The organism is Chryseobacterium cucumeris (genome assembly GCF_016775705.1).
Taxonomy (GTDB): Bacteria; Bacteroidota; Bacteroidia; order Flavobacteriales; family Weeksellaceae; genus Chryseobacterium; species Chryseobacterium cupriresistens.
In genome coordinates this window covers 4705363-4723370 of sequence record NZ_CP068760.1, presented here as the reverse complement: position 1 = coordinate 4723370, position 18008 = coordinate 4705363, and the positions used below count along the sequence as shown (strand labels likewise).

The 18008-nt window shown below is 37.2% G+C and carries 15 protein-coding genes; 10 read left to right on the top strand and 5 right to left on the bottom strand.

Annotated features, from left to right (window positions below; all coding sequences use genetic code 11):
* Position 1: 1 nt before the first annotated feature.
* Entirely contained in the window at positions 2-1528 is a 1527-nt protein-coding gene (locus JNG87_RS21240; protein WP_202840891.1) for a trypsin-like peptidase domain-containing protein, read from the bottom strand.
* 340 nt (positions 1529-1868) lie between these two features.
* Here JNG87_RS21240 and JNG87_RS21235 point away from each other — a divergent pair, with 340 nt between their 5' ends.
* The 4 genes from JNG87_RS21235 to JNG87_RS21220 are packed head-to-tail and all read left to right on the top strand — an operon-like array spanning position 1869 to position 5329.
* Positions 1869-3230 (top strand): rhodanese-related sulfurtransferase, encoded by a 1362-nt coding sequence (locus tag JNG87_RS21235; RefSeq protein WP_202840889.1) that lies wholly within the window; start codon positions 1869-1871, stop codon positions 3228-3230.
* A gap of 58 nt (positions 3231-3288) precedes the next feature.
* Positions 3289-4533, top strand: a complete 1245-nt coding sequence (locus JNG87_RS21230) for a peptidase U32 family protein (protein ID WP_202840887.1) — start codon at positions 3289-3291, stop codon at positions 4531-4533.
* On the top strand, positions 4533-4763 hold the full coding sequence (locus JNG87_RS21225; protein WP_062673534.1) for a ferredoxin: 231 nt from the start codon (positions 4533-4535) through the stop codon (positions 4761-4763). The genes JNG87_RS21230 and JNG87_RS21225 overlap by 1 nt, the downstream gene beginning before the upstream one ends.
* Positions 4764-4768: 5 nt before the next feature.
* Positions 4769-5329, top strand: coding sequence for a 5-formyltetrahydrofolate cyclo-ligase (locus JNG87_RS21220; protein ID WP_202840885.1), 561 nt, complete (start codon positions 4769-4771; stop codon positions 5327-5329).
* Here JNG87_RS21220 and JNG87_RS21215 read toward each other — a convergent pair.
* Both JNG87_RS21215 and JNG87_RS21210 read right to left on the bottom strand, forming a co-directional pair.
* Entirely contained in the window at positions 5293-5874 is a 582-nt protein-coding gene (locus JNG87_RS21215; protein WP_202840883.1) for a hypothetical protein, read from the bottom strand. The two genes, JNG87_RS21220 and JNG87_RS21215, sit on opposite strands and share 37 nt — an antisense overlap.
* On the bottom strand, positions 5858-7039 hold the full coding sequence (locus tag JNG87_RS21210; RefSeq protein ID WP_202840881.1) for a hypothetical protein: 1182 nt from the start codon (positions 7037-7039) through the stop codon (positions 5858-5860). The genes JNG87_RS21215 and JNG87_RS21210 overlap by 17 nt, the downstream gene beginning before the upstream one ends.
* 183 nt (positions 7040-7222) lie before the next feature.
* Here JNG87_RS21210 and JNG87_RS21205 point away from each other — a divergent pair, with 183 nt between their 5' ends.
* Positions 7223-7552, top strand: coding sequence for a hypothetical protein (locus JNG87_RS21205; RefSeq protein WP_034694620.1), 330 nt, complete (start codon positions 7223-7225; stop codon positions 7550-7552).
* Positions 7553-7674: 122 nt separating this feature from the next.
* Here JNG87_RS21205 and JNG87_RS21200 read toward each other — a convergent pair whose 3' ends face one another.
* Together JNG87_RS21200 and rmuC are read right to left on the bottom strand one after the other, a co-directional pair.
* Positions 7675-8442: a TrmH family RNA methyltransferase gene (locus tag JNG87_RS21200; protein ID WP_202840878.1), complete on the bottom strand. Its 768-nt coding sequence runs from the start codon at positions 8440-8442 to the stop codon at positions 7675-7677.
* Positions 8443-8584: 142 nt separating this feature from the next.
* Positions 8585-10090: a DNA recombination protein RmuC gene (gene rmuC / locus JNG87_RS21195; RefSeq protein ID WP_202840876.1), complete on the bottom strand. Its 1506-nt coding sequence runs from the start codon at positions 10088-10090 to the stop codon at positions 8585-8587.
* 220 nt (positions 10091-10310) lie between these two features.
* Between rmuC and JNG87_RS21190 the strand changes: the two genes are divergently transcribed.
* The 5 genes from JNG87_RS21190 to JNG87_RS21170 all read left to right on the top strand — a co-directional run bounded on the left by JNG87_RS21190 (position 10311) and on the right by JNG87_RS21170 (position 17990).
* Positions 10311-10985: a response regulator transcription factor gene (locus tag JNG87_RS21190; RefSeq protein ID WP_202840875.1), complete on the top strand. Its 675-nt coding sequence runs from the start codon at positions 10311-10313 to the stop codon at positions 10983-10985.
* Between the two features lie 2 nt (positions 10986-10987).
* Positions 10988-12352 (top strand): sensor histidine kinase, encoded by a 1365-nt coding sequence (locus tag JNG87_RS21185; protein ID WP_202840874.1) that lies wholly within the window; start codon positions 10988-10990, stop codon positions 12350-12352.
* A gap of 146 nt (positions 12353-12498) precedes the next feature.
* Complete coding sequence (locus tag JNG87_RS21180; protein ID WP_238349636.1) at positions 12499-13773, top strand: TolC family protein; 1275 nt, start codon at positions 12499-12501, stop codon at positions 13771-13773.
* A 3-nt stretch (positions 13774-13776) separates the two neighbouring features.
* Positions 13777-14892 carry an efflux RND transporter periplasmic adaptor subunit gene (locus JNG87_RS21175; protein ID WP_202840872.1) on the top strand — a complete coding sequence of 372 codons (1116 nt, stop codon included), beginning with the start codon at positions 13777-13779 and terminating at the stop codon, positions 14890-14892.
* The gene (locus JNG87_RS21170; protein WP_202840870.1) at positions 14892-17990 is read left to right on the top strand and encodes an efflux RND transporter permease subunit; all 3099 of its coding nucleotides are present in this window, start codon (positions 14892-14894) and stop codon (positions 17988-17990) included. Before JNG87_RS21175 ends, JNG87_RS21170 begins: the two co-directional genes overlap by 1 nt.
* Positions 17991-18008: the final 18 nt, after the last annotated feature.

The following is an 18008-nucleotide window of genomic DNA, read 5'->3' as shown; positions in this document are numbered from 1 at the left end:
ATTAAGGCATTTTGAATCCTTTGGTATAAATTCTTCCGTAATCATCCACGAATTTCACCTGTACATTCCCCTGATATTTCTCAAGGATCTTTTCTACATCTTTCTGTGAATTGACCGGTTTGCCGTTTACCTCGATGATGATATAGTTATCTACAATTCCGATTTTAGCCATTTCACTGCCCTCAGAAACGTTTTTAGCTACTACACCACTGTTCAGTCCGTATTCTGTTTTAAAACGCTCCGTAAGAGGGTCGAATTCAGATCCGATTTTTTCTGTTACGCTAAGATCGGCTTTCGTTCTGGTTGAAGTTCCTCCTTTCTGGTCTCTAAGTGTTACCGAAGTAGTTCCTTCTTTACCATTTCTTGAGTAGGTTACCTGAACTTTGTCACCAGGACGCTTGCTTCCGATAGACATGGAAAGATCAGCAAAGTCTGTAATATCGTAGTTGTCTACTTTGGTGATAACGTCTCCTTTTTTCAATCCTGCATCTTCAGCACCACTGTTTTCACCAAATCCTGTAATATAGATTCCTGATCCTACTTTTAGATTTGTTTTAAACTGCTTGTTGTAAGATGCTACTAACTGATCATTTGAAAGATCTAAAGACTGAACTCCAAGGAATCCTCTCTGTACAATTCCGAATTTCTTGATATCCTCAACAATTTTTCTCGCCAGGTTAGAAGGAACGGCAAATCCGTATCCCTGGTAATATCCTGTGGTAGACTGAATCGCAGAATTGATCCCGATCAGTTCTCCATTGGTATTTACCAAAGCACCTCCTGAGTTACCCGGGTTAATGGCAGCATCCGTCTGGATGAAACTTTCAATAGGATTAGCAGCTTTTCCCTGGCTTCCCAGGATTCCGATACCTCTTCCTTTAGCAGAAACAATACCTGCTGTTACCGTAGAGTTTAATCCTAGTGGATTTCCTACTGCAAGAACCCATTGCCCTACGTCAATATTGTCAGAATTCGCAAAATTCAGATAAGGAAGCCCTTTTTCTTCAATCTTTAATAAAGAGATATCTGTATTAGGGTCTGTTCCAACCAATGTTGCAATATATGATTTCTTGTTGCTTAGTACGACCTCCAGCTTATTAGCACCTGCTACCACGTGGTTGTTGGAAATGATATAACCGTCCGGAGAGATGATTACCCCTGAACCCATTCCCGATGGCATATTATCAGGAACCTGCTGCTTTTGTCTCTGCTGGCCTCTTCCCCCGAAAGGATCTCCGAAGAAAAAGTCAAACAAATCCTGCTCTGAAGCTCTGCTTGATGTTCTGCTTTGATAATTTTTAATAGTTACTACAGCGGGAACGGTTGTTTTAGCCGCCTTTACAAAATCATCACCTACTGCTCCCGTATTCATTCCTGCGAATGAAGTATTGGGTGCTGCTGTTGTGAAATAAGATTGATCTCCATTGTTGGAGCCGTGTCCGAAATATTGTAAAGCTCCAACGGTAGTAGCTCCGGAAAGGACTCCAACTACTGCAAATGGTAATAGTTTTTTTAAAGTACTCTTCATTGTATATCTTTCTTGTTTATTAATTAATTTTCTTTTTATGTTTTTGAGTAAACAAATTTAATGTTAAATAAGTAAGCAATTAGTATGCTATGTTTCAATTTTAACTAAAATTTAACGGCTATTATATGATTTTGTGCCTTATGTCATAATTGTTAATGCCACAGTTAACAAAACTTAAAAAAAAATTAAAGAAAATATGGCAGACTTATCATAGATAGTGATCTGATTTTCATTGCTGGCAGGTTACTGATTATTGTTCGTGATTGGTGTTATAAATATACTTAATTCTAAAATGATTATCTTTGCAAAAATTTTTATTCTCACTTAAAACGTTTATAGCATGCAACTGTATAACACCTTAAGCGCAGAAGAAAGAGCTCAACTTATTGATGAAACCGGTAAAGACCGTCTTACCTTGTCTTTCTATGCGTATGCCAAAATCGAAGACCCCAAAAAATTTCGCGACGAACTATTTATAGCCTGGAATGCATTGGACGCACTTGGCCGTATTTATGTTGCTACAGAAGGAATTAATGCTCAGATGAGTGTTCCTGCAGATCAGTTTGAGGCTTTTCGTGATACGCTCGAAGTTTATGACTTCATGAAAGGAATCCGTTTGAATGTAGCGGTAGACCAAGACAATTACTCATTTTTAAAATTAACCATAAAAGTCAGAAACAAAATTGTTGCTGACGGTTTGAATGACGAAACTTTTGATGTGACCAATAAAGGAATTCACTTAAAAGCTCAGGAATTCAATAATATGCTGGAAGATCCCAATACCATTGTTGTAGATTTCAGAAATCACTACGAAAGTGAAGTAGGGCATTTTGAAGGTGCCATTACTCCGGATGTGGAAAATTTCAGAGAAAGTTTACCCATCATCAATGAACAGCTACAGGATTTTAAAGAAGATAAAAACCTGTTGATGTACTGTACCGGAGGAATCCGTTGTGAAAAAGCCAGTGCTTACTTCAAACACCAAGGTTTCAAAAATGTTTATCAATTGGAAGGAGGTATCATTGAATATACACGACAGATCAAAGAAGAAGGAATAAAAAGTAAATTCATTGGTAAAAACTTTGTATTTGACCACCGACTGGGGGAGAGAATTACAGATGATATTATTGCACAATGCCACCAGTGTGGAAAACCTTGTGATAATCATACCAATTGTGCCAATGATGCCTGTCATTTGTTGTTTATCCAATGCGACGATTGTAAAGCTGCGATGGAAAACTGCTGTTCTACGGAATGTCTGGAGACCATTCATTTGCCGTGGGATGAACAGGTGAAACTGAGAAAGGGATTACAGGTTGGAAATAAAGTATTCAGAAAAGGAAAATCAGATGCCCTGAAATTTAAAAACTCAGGAGATTTAACTGATAAACCTTTAGCAAAAGCTGAGACAAAAAATATCCGTCAAAAGATTGCTGTTAAAAAAGAATTGATTGGAAAGGCAGAACATTACTACTCAAAATCAAAGATTGCACAGTTTTTAATTGAACATAAGGATTTATCAGTGGGTGATAAAGTATTGATCTCAGGTCCTACAACGGGAGAGCAGGAAGTTACCATTACTGAAATCTATGCTAACGGAGGGCCTTGTGAAACGGCAAACATTGGAGATCAGATTACTTTTGCGCTGCCATTCAGAGTTCGTTTGTCTGATAAATTGTACAGAATTGTGCAAAATGCATAATTCATAGCTGTCAATACAATTATTTCTGTTTTAACAACTTAATAATTCCAGACTTGAAATGACAAAAAGCGGAAAAATAGAACTGATGTCTCCTGCAGGAGATTTCATATCACTTCAGGCGGCTATAGATAACGGTGCAGACTCTGTCTATTTTGGAGTTGAGCAGCTCAACATGCGTGCAAGAGCAACAATGAACTTCACCATTGATGACCTGCCGGAAATCGCCAGAAGATGTGCTGAAAAAGGAGTAAGAACGTATCTGACCCTTAACACCATCATCTATGATCATGATCTTTCTATCGTCAGAACACTTTTAGATAAAGCGAAGGAAGCCGGTCTTACAGCAGTGATTGCAATGGACCAGGCTGTAATTTCTTATGCAAGGCAAATTGGTATGGAGGTGCATATTTCCACCCAGATTAATATAACCAATATTGAAACCGTAAAATTCTATGCTCTTTTTGCTGATACCATGGTGATGAGCCGTGAATTAAGTATCAGCCAGATCAAAAAAATCTGTACTCAGATTGAAAAGGATCAGGTAAAAGGACCTTCTGGTCATCTTGTTGAAGTGGAGATTTTCGGACATGGTGCCTTATGTATGGCAGTATCCGGGAAATGCTATCTAAGTCTGCATTCCCATAATTCTTCAGCAAACAGAGGAGCCTGCAAACAGAACTGCCGGAAAAAATATACAGTGATTGATCAGGAGTCAGGTTTTGAAATTGAACTTGATAACGAATATATGATGTCTCCCAAAGACCTTTGTACGATTGGTTTCCTGAATCAGATAGTGGATGCCGGCGTGAAAGTCTTGAAGATAGAAGGAAGAGGAAGAGCTCCGGAATATGTGGCAGCAGTTACAAAATGCTATAGAGAAGCAATTGACAGTATTGCTGACGGAACGTTTTCTCACGAAAAAGTGGATGAATGGATGAAGCTTCTGGAGACTGTATACAACAGAGGTTTCTGGAGTGGATATTATCTTGGTCAGGAGCTGGGTGAGTGGTCTCCAAACTCGGGTTCCCATGCAACACAAAAGAAAGTGTATATAGGAAAAGGGCGGCATTTCTATCCGAAAGCCAATATTGCAGAGTTTGCAGTGGAAGCCTATGATATTTCTGTAGGGGACACCGTACTTATACAGGGACCTACTACAGGATCACAGGAAATGATCATCGAAAGCATGATTGTTGATAAGAAGGAAGGAGCGGACAAGGCAACAAAATCTGATGTGATTACTTTCCCAACGAAGTTCCGTGTACGGCCAAGTGACAAATTATATAAAATTGTTAAAACGTAATGGTTATTGCTACACTTCAGAGAGATAAATGTATTGGTTGTAATTACTGTGTCGAATTTGCTCCGGAATATTTTAGAATGTCTAAAAAAGATGGTAAATCGGTATTGCTTAAGACGATTGATAAAAAAGGCTTCTACACGTTAAAAACACCAGACCACGAAGCGTTTGAATATTTGGAGAGAGCAGCCAACGCCTGTCCTGTGAAAATTATTTCTGTAAGAATCACTTAATCATTATGCTGAAAGCTGAGCTTAGAAAAAAATATACCCAAAAAAGGAAAGCCTTGTCTGCTGATGAGGCTTTTCTGTTATCTGAAAAGATTTTTGAGAATTTCATTCAACATTTTAAGCCAAAAGAATCAGAAAAAGTACACGTTTTTATCCCGATTCCGGCAAGGAAAGAAATTGATACCCAAATCTTCATTCAGTATTTTTTAGCACAGAATATCCGGGTGTATGTGCCTAAAATTGTTGGAGATAGGCTTATTAATATTGAGATCTCTGAAGATACTGCTTTTGAAACCAACAGTTGGGGGATTTCAGAACCTGTTTCCAATGAAGATTCTGGCGAAAAATACTTTCATTATGTGATTACGCCTTTGTTGTATTGTGACAAAAAAGGGAATAGAGTAGGCTATGGTAAAGGATTTTATGACAGATTGTTTCAAAGTATTTCTGAGGAGACAAAAAAAATCGGAGTCAATTATTTTGCCCCCGATGAATATGTGGATGATGTCTGGGAAAATGATATTCCTCTTGACTATTTGGTTACTCCTACCGAAGTGCTGTCTTTTTGAAGCGGTTTGGAATAAAAATCTAAAAAGTAGAATTTAAACTCTTTTTTAAGCTTTGATGTAGACAATAAGATGTATTGTGCATTCTTTTCAAAGCTTCCCAGAGACTTGTTTTTACTGTCAAAATATTCCACATTAAACCTGGCATAGTCTAGTGTATCTTTTTTATAAAAATCTTTATATACATTCAGATTGCTGACTTTCGCTGTTTTTACTTTCATGCTGTCCAGTTCCTTCAGCAATCTTTTAAATGTCAGTGAATCCGGTTTGTGAAAATAGCTTTCCATCTGGGAATAAATGACAGTATCTATTTCCGTATTTCTGTTTCCGCTGAGATATAGAGTAGACAGATCAAGAAGTTCCTGAACTTTCTGTTTGGTGATGGAATTAATCGCCTGCATGCTATCCATCTGTACGGCAGGATAGCTTTTTTCGTTGGTGCTGTTTCGTAGCTTATCGAGGTCGCTTACCTCTGAGGTTTTATTATTACAGGCAATAAATAATGTCAGAAGCACGGTGAAAATTAAAAAATTACTTATTCTTTTCATCTGTGGTAGCAATTTTAAATTTGATGGATACAATTTTACCTTTGGTATCCTTTTTCATTTCTATTACATTCAGGTTTTTCAGAGAGGTTGTTGGAGTCGTTACCAGCGTGATATACTTCTGCTTATCCAGCCTTTCAATGCCATAAGTATCATTATCATATACCTGATAAATTACTGCATTGTTGCTGATCAGGTTTTCAAGCTGATTTCTTTTTTGCTTGATAAGAGCAACCTGCTCATCCGGATTTCCTCCTTTGATGTCTTTTATAGAGAAATAATAAACCGCCATCTTATAATCATCCGGCTTTAATTCGATCTTTTCTTCTTCAGGAGCATTTTCAAGGTTCCTGTTCACTTCCAGAGGCTCATAGAAAGGAGCGCTGATTCGCATTTTTAGATTTTTATCCTTGGTAGAATAATAAAAACACTCTCCCGGCTTTATTTTATACATCAGCGGAGACTCATTTTCCTTCACCACCATTATTTCTAAAGTATTGATCACAGAAACTCCTCTGTCCTTATCAATGAAACAATATTTATAAGTTTTTGAAAAAAGTACATCTTTAAAACCTAAAAGACCGGTAATCGTAATCAAAACTGAAGTAACAAGTGCCCAGGCATTCTTTTTGAAGAAATTTTTCTTAGGCGGAACATCTGAAATTTCTATCTCATTTGTTATTGTTTTGTTTTGTGTAATTTGTTGATTTTCAGTATTCGATTTTTGTAAATCAGTATTTTCTGGGGTCCTGATTTCAACTTTTTTAGGTTGAAGTTCAATTTTTGGAAGTTCAGGAGCTTCAGAAACTGTTTTTTCAAGTTCTTCGAGATCTTCGTCTTCAAAATTTTCATTTTCCTGAAGTAATTCACCCGCAAAAAGATGCTGTTTCTTGAAATCGTACCATGAGTTGTAACCCGCATAAATGCTCAATAAATTGAGCATGTCTATTCTTGGTAGTTTAGTAACCGGTGAAGTTTTAAAATAAGTGTAAAATGACTTTTCACTGATGTTTCCTTTCGCTTTTTTTCGAAGGTCTTCCTGAAAATATATAATATCTATACCCTTCCACTTGGATATGTCATCCTGCGAAGGGGTATATTCTTTTAAGTATTGACCCTGAACATCCTTTTTTAGCTGTTCAAAGTGTAATAGATCTAAATCTGTCAATTTTTCAAAAAATAATTAAATTGTTGATTATCAGCTATGTTTTTTTGTAAAACTATTTTACAAAGGTATTACAATTATTTTTCATAGACAAATTTTCTAACTGCTCTACCTTTGTCTTGTTCAAATAACAGAACAGAAGAAAATTTTATAAAACAATATTAACAAAATTAAATTTAATTTATTATGAAAAAGTCATTATTCGTAGCTGCTATCGCTGCAATCTCTCTAGTTGCTTGTAAAAAAACTGAAGCTACTGCTACTGAAGGTACAACTGATTCTGCTGCTGCTACTGTAGCTGATTCTGCTGCTGTAGTTTCTGATTCTGCTGCTAAAGTTGTTGATTCTGCTGCAACTACTGCTGTAGAAGCTACTAAAGATGCTGCTGCTGCTACTACTGCTGCTGGTGCTGAAGTTGCTAAAGATGCTGCTAAAGGTGCTGCTGACGCTGCTAAAGGAGCTGCTGATGCTGCTAAAGGAGCTGCTGATGCTGCTAAAGATGCTGCTAAGAAATAATTCTAGCATACGCTTAACAATAAAAAAACCGTTTCACCCAGTGAAACGGTTTTTTTATGCTTAGTCATTGCGAGCTAAAGGCGAAGCAATCTCTTTCATATCAAAATAAGATCTGGAATAGCTTATCCCTTCTTTTGTTTCAGAGATTCATAGCAGGTAATAGCTACTGCATTACTCAGGTTTAAAGAATCAATACTTCCTGCCATCGGAATTAAAGTGTTTTTTCCTTTTCCAATCCAGAAATCACTCAATCCGGAATGTTCCGTGCCGAATAATACGGCAGAACGCTGTCTGAAATCTCTTTGATAAAGGTCTTCAGCACTTTCGTCCATCAGCGTAGTGTAGATATTGAAACTGTTTTTCTGCAGGAATTCCAATGTTTCCGTATTTTCAGCCTGATAGACTTCCATTCCGAACAGGCATCCTACACTGGATCTGATCACATTAGGGTTGTAGAAATCGGTTTTCCCGTCAGCAACAATCAGGGCATCAATACCAAATGCCTCACAGCTTCTTAAAATAGCGCCAAGATTTCCCGGTTTTTCTACGCCTTCTACAATGATTATTGTAGCATCGTCTTTAGGAACAAATGATGAAAGTGAATTTTCTTTGGTATGGTAAATGCCGATAATTCCTTCGGAACTTCCTCTGTAAGCGATTTTTTCATATACCTTCTCACTTACATAATGGATTTTTCCATCGGGAAGAGTTCCTTTAAAGATATTTTCAGAGATAAAGAACTCCAGCGGCTCAAAATCATACTGCATGGCTCTTTCATTTTCCTGCTGGCCTTCTACTACAAAAACTTTTGATTTTTTACGAAACCTGTTGTCAGTAAGAAGCTTAGTGACATTTTTTATTTTATCGTTTTGAAAACTTTCTATCAACATGCTGCAAAATTATGTAAAATTTATGATTGAACTTCTCTGGTTTTAATAAAAAGGTTTTTCCACGATATTTCAAATGGACTGTATTTTTCCATTTTAAAAATGAGAATGGTTATAAAGGTATGATGATTAGCTTTCCTGAGATTTAACTTTCTGATGGTTCAATAAGATTACTATTGTCAATAAGACTTTGTGGCAGCTCTTTTTTATTTTTAATTCCTAATGATTTCAATTTCTGAGTCTGGATCACCAGGTTGTCATTTCCGGTATGAAGCTGTTTGTAAGCATCATTGAATACATTTTTCGCCTGATCCAGATTTCGTCCTACTTTTTCCAGATTTTCTACAAAACCTACAAATTTGTCGTACAGTCTGGCACCGCGTTCCGCAATTTCAATAGAGTTTCTGTTCTGATATTCACGTTTCCAAAGATCGGCAATCAGTTTTAGGGAAGTAATCAGGTTACTTGGATTCAGTAGCAGAATTCTTCTTTCATAAGCATAGTTCCAAAGATTCTGGTCTGCCTGCATTGCCGCAATATAAGCCGGTTCACTCGGAATAAACATCATCACGAAATCCAGTGATTTTCCATAGTCATCGTATGCTTTTTGACTGAGTTGATTAATATGATTCTTGATAGATCCGAGGTGCTGGCTCAGTTTTATGGCGTAAACATCAGCATCAGTTTCGTCAACCAATTCTGTGAAAGCAGTCAGAGATACTTTAGAATCAATGATGACATTTCTTTCATCCGGGTATTTTACAACAGCATCAGGACGCATTTTCTTTCCGGAGAATTCAGAAAATAAAGCTTTATTGTCTTCATCGCGCAATTCAAGTTCGAGAAAATATTCTCTTCCTTTTACCAATCCTGATTTTTCAAGAATACTTTCCAGAATCATCTCGCCCCAGTTTCCCTGAGTTTTGCTTTCTCCTTTCAGGGCACGGGTTAATTTTTTGGCATCTTCGGAAATCTGCTGGTTCAGTTCTGCCAGTTCTTTCACCTTTTCTGCAAGGGAGAAACGTTCTTTATTTTCCTTTTCGTAAGCTTCGTTGACTCTATTTTTTAAATCCGCGATTTTCTCCTGAAAAGGTTCAAGGATATTTTTTAAGTTATTTTGATTTAAGGTAGTAAACTTTTCAGTTTTTTCTTCTAAAATTTTATTGGCAAGATTTTCAAACTGAAGTTTAGAATCTTCCTGAATTTTAACAATTTCTTCTTTCTGGGTGTCAAGAGATTGTTGAAGACCTTCATTTTTGGCAGAAAGTTCAGAGTTTTTAGCATAAAGAGTCTGTTTTTCAAGAATGTGAGTTTCTATCTGAGAAGTCTGCCTCTGATTGATTTGTTTTAACTCCTGAAACTGAAGATTTAAGGATGAATATTCGGCAGAGATTTTAGAAAATTCATTTTTAAGGTCATCCAATAGATCCTGCTGCAGCATATTGGCTTCTTTCTCTTTACTGATGATTTGATTAAGCTCCTGAATTTTCTGGTTTGAATTTTCAAGATCAGATTGGGTTTTAATGGATAAAGTGTTCAGTGCATCATAAGAACTTCTTGAAACCATTGACGATTTTAGTACAAAGTATAGTATAACAGCGCCCAGTACACCACCGGCAATCAATCCAATAATTAAATATATCATCTCCATCTTCCAAAATTATGAAAAAAGGTCGGAAGCTGGAAGCGGGATGTTGGAAGTTCCTTTTGGACAGATAAGAACTGATTTTTTTTACAATTAAATTCAATGTTTTTTAAAGGGAAATAAAATGGAAACAATCGCTTTATAAAATTCCATTACCTCTCGCTTCCGGCCCCCAGCTTTCTTTCTGAATTAGAATACCTATATTTATGGGAAATTTCAGAGACTTATGAATATTTTGCTGGTAGAAGATGATCAAAGAATCAGTAATTTCCTGATAAAAGGCCTTTCCGAGGCTGGCTATAATACAACCCTGGCAGATTCCGGGGAAAATGCACGTGAGCTTCTTCATACCTATGATTTTGATATTATTTTAATGGATATTATGCTTCCCGGACTGGATGGCATGCAGTTGACACAAATTATCAGATTTAAAGGAAACTATACTCCGATTTTGGTTTTAAGTGCCCTGAACAGTCCTGATGATAAAATCAAAATGCTCGATATGGGTGCTGATGATTATTTATCAAAACCCTTCCATTTTGAAGAATTGATTTCAAGGATTAAAGCTTTAACCAGAAGAAATAAAATGAGCTACCAAAAGGAGGATCAATATTTATCATGCGGAAATATTGTGATTGATACTGATCTTCATAAAGTAACTCAGAATGATAAGGAAATAGAATTTTCCCCTACGGAATACAAACTGTTTACTTTTCTGATGGAGAATAAAAATAAAGTGTTGAGCAGAACCCAGATTTTACATAAGGTATGGGGAATTGATTTCGATAATACAACGAATGTAGTAGATGTTTATATTTCCTATGTCCGTAATAAGATTGATGAGACAGAACAGAAAATTATTCATACAGTAAAAGGAACCGGATATTTGATCAAAGACTGAAGATGACGCTAAGAAGTAGATTTACCCTTATTTCAAGCCTCTCATTTGGCATCGTTTCTATCATCACATCTGCGGTGATATTTTTTGCCTATTATGACAGTACCAAGATTTTCTATTTTGAAAAGCTCAGAAATACGGCTCTTATCTCTGCTATTTATTATCTTGAAAAGGATGAACTCCCGAAAGACCGACATGCCCAGATTAAAAAAGAATACAACCATCTGATTCAGAATAACAGGGTAGCGGTTTATAATCAGAATAATGAAGTTACCTTTGGACATAACCTTAACGATAAGAATATAAAGCTTTCCCATTTGCAGGCTGTCCGAAAAAACAAAGGAATACAGTTTATGTCTGATAATCAATTCTACTACGGAATTTTTTATCCTGATAACCAAGGTGACTTTGTGGTTTTTGTGAAGTCTTCCAACGATTCTTTTCAGTCACAAATCCTGAGATTGGCTATTATCATGCTTTCCGTATTGTTGATCGGGCTTCTCGCAATCTATTTTCTGAGCAGATACCTTTCTAAAGTAGTTTATAAACCTATCTCCAATGTAGTAGAACGGATCAATAAAGTAGAGTATAATAACATTTCTACGGCAATTATTACTTCTACCAATACCAATGACGAGATTGAAGATCTCATTAAGTCTTATAATAAACTACTGGGCAGAATTTCCGAAAATGTGCTCTTACAGCAGAACTTTATCAATTATGTTTCTCATGAATTTAAAACTCCTTTAGCAGCAATTTCTGGAAACCTGGAAGTATTTGCTCAAAAAGACCGTACACCGGAAGAATATAGGGAAGTAGCCAAAGAGTCATTGGAAAATGTATATGAGATTGAAAATATTCTCAACAATCTTTTGCTGATGTCCGGAATGACCAAACTGGAATCATCTCACAAACTCATGAGAGTGGATGAGCTGATCTGGAAGATTTATGCAAAACTGGAACCCAAAGCAAAAGAAAACCATTCATCTATCAAAATACAGCTTCAGGTAACAAAACCTGCTTTACTGGAATTCCCGGGAAACGAAACACTTCTCTACCTGGCGTTATATAATATTGTAGAAAATGCCATCAAATATTCCTATGACAAACCTATATTGATCACATTATCTGAAATGAACAGTCAGTTGTACATTGAGGTCAGAGATGAAGGAAGAGGAATTCCTGCTGATGATCTTGTGAAAATATCAGAGACTTTCTATAGAGGAAAAAATGTAGATGCTGTAAAAGGCAGCGGAATTGGTTTATCGCTTTCAAAAAGTATTTTTGATCATCATCATATTATCATGAAAATTGATTCTACGGTCAATGTGGGAACTAATGTTCTCCTGGAATTTCCTACCCATTCATAATCGTGTTATTTGTGAAAAGATTTGTGTTTTTCGTGTTTTAAAAAAGTTCTAATCAAACTCTAATGTTGAACTAACCGAATTTTAATTTTCTTTACAATTCCCTCTAATATTAGACAAATAGCTTTGTGGTCTTAAATAAGAGACCCTTGAAGAAGCTATTTTTTACACTATTTTATATTCCCTGTTTCAGTTTCTTTTCTGCACAGATTTCAGACACCATGAAAATCAGCAGAAAGGAGGCTGAAACTATTTTTCTGGCTAAAAACCTTGACCTTATTGCACAGAAGCTTGAAATTTCACAAGCCGAGGCAAGAGCTGTTCAGGCTAAATACTGGCCTAATCCTACATTGAGTATCAGTGAGGTGAATTTATGGAGAACTTATGACATCGAAGAACAGCCTGCGCTTATCAGAAATTGGGGAAAAAGTACTCAGATTTCTGCCGAGATAGAACAGGTGATTCAGACTGCGGGGAAAAGAAGAAAAAATATTGAACTCCAGAAAATAGAAGTGGAAGGAGAGAAGTATGAACTGCAGGAAGTTTTGCGTGAACTTAAAAAGACACTCAGAAATACGATTACTGAAATTCTTTACAATCAGGAACAGCAAAAAATCTATCAAGGGCAAATTACTTCCATTGAGAAATTAACGAAATCCTACAATAATCAATTAAACCTCGGGAACATCAGTAAAGCTGAATATGTCCGCTTAAAAGCACAGGAAATTGAATTCAAAAAGAAACTGGTTTCATTGAAGCAGGAAATCGAAGACCAGCAGGTAGAACTGAAAGCTTTATTAATGCTGCCTTCTCAAACGTATCTGGAGATTTCAGATTCATTTGTTATGCCCGAAAAACAACTATCAGAACTGGAAGTGACTCAATGGATGGAAAAAGCAAAAGAAAACCGTCCCGATATCATGATCTCCAAAAATAAAGAGAAACACGCTGCCAAAAATCTGGAAATTCAAAATGCCATGAAAACACCTGATGTTGCAGTTTCTATAGGATATGACCGCGGAGGAAATATCATGAAAGATTTTATAGGACTGGGGGTTTCTATGGATCTTCCCATTTTTGACCGTAACAAAGGGAATATTCAGGAAGCTAAGCTTGAGATTGAAAAAAGCAAACTGGAGACCCGTAAAAACATGATGAAATCTGATAACGAAATTGTATCTGTTTTCAGAAACTATATCAGAACACAACAGGTCTCACAAGAAATTGATGAAAATTATGAATCTACGCTGGACGGTTTGCTGGTAAGCCATGAGAAGAATTTCAGACTAAGAAATATCAGCATGCTTGAATATATGGATTTCCTGGATACCTATATCGGAAATAAAATGATCATCCTGGACACTAAAAAAGAATTGAATCAATACTACGAAAACCTGCAGTATGTTGTAGGACAAGATTTATAAGATATGAACAAGAATATGAACCCATACATTGCTGCGGCTTACCTGTCTGCCCTCGTCATTTTTACAGGCTGTGCCGGAAAAGCAGAAAATAAAGAAACCGAAAAAGCCTATTGCATCAGCAAAGAACTTAAACAAGAGATTAAACTGGCCAAAGCAGAAATGCTTCCTATACAAGAAAGTATCACCCTTACCGGGGAAGTGGAAAGTAATTCTGATAAAACGGTTCCTTTTGTAAGTCTTGTAGACGGAGTAGTAATAGATACCTATTTCTCTCTTGGTGATTATGTGAAAAAAGGGCAAACGCTGGCTAGTGTAAAAAGTACGGCCGTTAACGAAATGCAGGATGATACCCAGACCCTTCAGGCGCAGCTGGCTGTTGCAAAAAGAAAACTGTCTTCCGTAGAAGCCATGTATAAAGATGATATTGCCTCCCAGAAAGATTTGCAGGAAGCAAGATCAGAGGTGGCCATATTGCAATCCAATATTTCCAAAACACAGAAAAATATGCAGCTGTATTCCGCAGGAGGAAGCACGATTCAGATAAAAGCACCTGCGGACGGATATGTGATTTCAAAGAATATTTCAAAAGGAATGCCTGTTACTGCCGGAGGAGATCAATTGTTTACCATTTCCAATCTGGATAAGGTATGGGTAATGGCCAATGTGTATGCTACCAATATGAGACACGTTTATGTGGATCAGCCGGTCGTGGTAAAAACGCTTGCTTATCCTGATGACAGTTTTTCAGGGAAGATTAATACTATTTCCCAGGTTTTCAATGAAAATGAAAGAGTACTCAAAGCCAAAATCATTATGGATAATAACGGAATGAAGCTGAGACCAGGAATGTCTGCAGATGTAGTATTGCCAGTAAATTCACAAAATAAAAGCGCATTGGCTATTCCTGCGAAAGCCTTAATCTTTGATAATAACCAAAGCTATGTAGTGGTTTACAAAAAAGACTGTGAACTGGAGATAAGACCCGTAACAGAAATTGCTTCCAACAGTCAGTATATTTATGTAGAAGGCAATTTAAAACCAGGTGAAAATGTCATTGCTTCCAACGGGCTGCTGATTTATGAAAACCTGAAAAACCAATTAAATAATTCCACGAAGTAATGCGAAAATTTGTACAGAATATAGTTTCCTTCTCTTTAAAAAACTCACTGATTGTTCTTTTGGGAACTTTTCTATTGCTGGCCGGAGGAATCTATTCCTATCTGCATACACCCATTGAAGCATTTCCGGATGTTACCAATACAAGGGTAAGGGTTATTACCCAGTGGCCGGGAAGAAGTGCTGAAGAAATAGAGAAATTCGTCACATTACCCATTTCAAAGGAAATGAATGCCATTCCGAACAAAACTTCGGTACGTTCTATTTCCTTATTCGGATTGTCTGTGGTGACGGTTATTTTTGATGATCATGTCAATGATTTTTATGCCCAGCAATATGCTTCCAATAAACTCGGAAATGTAGAACTTCCTGTCGGAGCAGAATACAGCATTGAGCCTCCTTCGGGAGCTACCGGTGAAATTTACAGATATATTATCAAGAGTAAACTTCCCATCAAAGAAGTAACAGCCATTCAGGATTGGGTGGTAGAAAGAGAGTTGCTGGCTGTTCCCGGTGTTGCGGATGTGGTAAGCTTTGGTGGAGAAGAAAAAACATATGAAATAAAAATTAATCCTACGGAATTACACAATTACGACCTTTCCCCCCTGGATGTGTATGAAGCAGTTTCTAGAAGTAATATCAATGTAGGAGGAGATGTAGTAGCAAAAGGTGATCAGGCTTATGTAGTGCGGGGGATCGGTCTTTTGGAGAAGAAAGAAGATATTGAGAATATTCAGATCGAGGTAAAAGGTTCTACACCTATTCTGGTGAAACATGTAGCTGAAGTAAAAGTTTCAGCAAAACCAAGATTGGGACAGGTAGGATACAACAAAGAAAATGATGTGGTAGAAGGAATTGTGATTATGCTTCGGGGTGAAAATCCAAGTGAAGTGATTGCAAGGCTGAAAGACAGAATAGAAGAACTGAATGGAGGAGAATTGCCGGGAGATGTCCAGATTGTTCCGATCATCGACCGTACGGAGCTTGTGAATACTACAGTGCATACGGTTTCTAAAAATCTTATTGAAGGAGTCATTCTGGTTTCCATCATTGTATTTATTTTCCTTTACAACTGGAGAACAACTTTCATCGTGGCATCAGTAATTCCTTTGGCTTTTCTGTTCGCTATTATTATGCTTAAAATTCAGGGATTGCCGGCCAACCTTATTTCCATGGGGGCGCTGGATTTCGGATTGCTTCTGGAAGGAACGCTGGTTATCGTGGAACATGTCTTTGTCGCCCTCGAACTTAAAGCGAAAAAGATAGGACTGCGCAGATTCAATAAAATTTCAAAACTCGGAATCATCAAGAAAAGTGCGGGAAGCGTAGCGAGCTATATTTTCTTCGCCCTACTGATTCTGATCGTTGCCCTGATGCCTATTTTCTCTTTCCAGAAAGTAGAAGGAAAAATGTTCTCTCCATTAGCATTTACACTTGGGTATGCATTATTAGGATCATTGATCTTAAGTTTAACATATGTTCCGGCAATGTGTAAACTGCTATTGACAAAAAATATTGAAGAGAAAGAAAACTTTATTTCAAGATTTTTCAGAGTTAATATCTATAAAATTTACGAATTCAGTGACCGCCATAAAAAAGGATTCATTGTTGGTTTCGTTGCTTTGCTTGCCGTGTGTGGATGGAGATTTTCCAATTATGGATCCGAGTTTTTACCCAAACTGAACGAAGGCGCAATTTATGTAAGAGCAACCCTTCCCAACAGTGTCAATCTGGATGAATCTGTAAGACTGACTAAAGAAATGAAGGAAATTCTCATGAAGTATGATGAAGTAAAATTTGTCATGACCCAGACAGGCCGTCCCAATGACGGAACCGATCCCACCGGGTTCTTTAATATCGAATTTAATATTCAGCTGAAACCGGAAAATGAATGGAAGAAAAAAATATCCAAAGAAGAACTTCTTGAAGAAATGAGAGTCTCCCTTGAGAGATTTCCAGGTATCAATTTTGGATTCAGCCAGCCGATACAGGATAACGTGGAAGAATATGTGGCAGGAGTAAAAGCTCCGCTGGTTATTAAAATTTTCGGAAATGATTTATTTGAGCTGGAAAATTACGCCAATAAAGTAGCTAATTCCATCAGAACCGTTCCGGGAATATCGGACGTGAATGTTTTCAAAAATATCGGACTTCCGGAGCTGAGAATACAGCTTCACGATTCCAAAATGGCAAAATATGGAGTCTCCACAGCAGATGCACAGGCCGTCATCGAAATGACCATCGGAGGTCAGGCAGCCACCAAATTTTACGAAGAAGAAAGAATGTTTGACGTAATGCTCAGGTTTGAAAAAGATTACAGAGATACGCCTGAAAAGATGGGAAATATTCTCATCCCGACTCAGGACAATAAAAAAGTTCCGCTTAAAGAAATTGCAACCATTGATTATCATACGGGGCCATCATTTATTTACCGTGAAGGAAACAGCAGATATATCGGAGTTGGATTTAATATTGAAGGACGCGATCTGGGAAGTACCATCAAGGAAGCCAAAGCGAAAGTAGATCAAGAAGTGAAGCTTCCGAAAAAGCATAAAATGACATGGGCCGGAGAATTTGAAAGTAAAGAAAGAGCCGCAAAACAGCTGGCTATGGTAGTACCGATTTCTTTAGTTCTTATTCTGATGCTGTTGTACTTCAATTTCGGAAATATAAAAGATACGCTGATTTCATCCATTACACTCGCTTTTGCATTCATCGGAGGTTTTTTATCCCTTTGGTTTACGGGAACCATCTTTGGAATTTCAGCGGGAATTGGGTTTATCATCCTGTTTGGAGTGGCTACCATAGACGGTATCGTACTCATTGGAGTGATGAAAGAAAATCTGCAAAACAGAATGTCACTCAAAGAATCCATAGCTCAGGGAGTGAAAAGCAGAATCCGCCCGGTGGTGATGATTGCCCTGATGGGTTCTATGGGACTTCTTCCGGCAGCCATGTCGAATGGAATGGGATCGGAAATTCAGAAACCTTTAGCCATTATGATTGTAGGAGGATTAATTATCTGTATGCTGCTTTCATTTACAGTGTTACCAATTATTTTCCACTATGCCTATCGCAAAAAGTATAAGGAAGCCATATAGTTTCTTTCATTTTGTTCA